Below are 1,059 nucleotides of genomic sequence, written 5' to 3'. Positions count from 1 at the left end.
CTGTTCCTTTGGATGGTTCGTCATCGCATGCTCCGAAGAGGAAAGCAGTAACTCGGTGCGCCACCCGCACGCGATGCTGCAGTCAGGGTTGAACGATTTGCGGCCGACGGTCGAACCGTTACGCTGCCAGAAGTGGGGACGGGCTCGCAAGGAAGGGCTTCCGAGCAGCTAGTGCCGGTGGCCGTCATTTCGCGGGCAGGTACTCCGCATCCGTCTCTCCGGCTGCCTGTTCCCAAAATTGTGCGTCGCGTCCTTCCGGGGCACCGCCCTGTTCCCACAATGTTCGCGCGCGGGCACGGATACGGGCGTCGCGTTCGGAAGTGCACTCGAGTTCTTCGACTTGCGCGCCATTTGCATCAACATGAATGCTCACGACATCGTATCCATTGGCGACCGTGGCCCAGTTCGAGACGTGCTGAGTTTTTTCAAATTGTGCGATGGCCGCTTCCACCGCCTCCTGTTTCGTTCCCTGGGCGACCGAGACGCGCATCAGCTCAGTGTGATGCGGCAGGCCCGCATAATCCAGTATTTCCTTGTAGAAGATGACTTCGTAGGGGCGCCGTTCCGAGGCACCACCCTCCACATCGCTCATGGAAATGATACCGACCAGATGTCCGTCGCCGTCGATGACCGCGAGCCTTTGTACATGTGCCGTCCGCATGGTCAGCACTGCGGATTCGACTGAGTCGTCCTTGCTGCACCGAATTACGTCCAACGACATCACTTCGCTCACTTTCATCCGATTGGAGTCACGGTCATCCGCGACGCCGCGCATCGCGATGTCGCGGTCGGTAATCATTCCCAGAACTTTGCCGTCCAGGCACACGAGAAGACAGCCGATATTGTCCCGCTTGAGCAGACGCGCTGCCGCGGCCAAGGTCTCCTCCGGCTCCAGACAGACCGCCGCTTTCATCCGTTCTCTAACTAGCATGGTATGCCCCTTATTAAGGTCAATTGTGAAATAGGTACGCGCGCGCGAACTACCTTGCGGATTGCGGTAGTGGACACGGGTCTGGCCATTTATCGGATGGCCCCGATGGACGAGTGGCCCCGAGCGAG

The 1,059-nt window shown here is 59.2% G+C and carries 1 protein-coding gene; it reads right to left on the bottom strand.

Annotated features, from left to right (window positions below; genetic code table 11):
• Positions 1 to 184: 184 nt before the first annotated feature.
• A partial coding sequence (locus P0D80_RS50405) for a CBS domain-containing protein (RefSeq protein ID WP_408296298.1) occupies positions 185 to 1,059 on the bottom strand: 875 nt, incomplete at its 5' end.

Origin of the sequence: Paraburkholderia sp. RL17-373-BIF-A (assembly GCF_046030175.1) — a bacterium.
Classification (GTDB): domain Bacteria; phylum Pseudomonadota; class Gammaproteobacteria; order Burkholderiales; family Burkholderiaceae; genus Paraburkholderia.
This window is presented reverse-complemented; position numbering and strand designations above follow the sequence as displayed.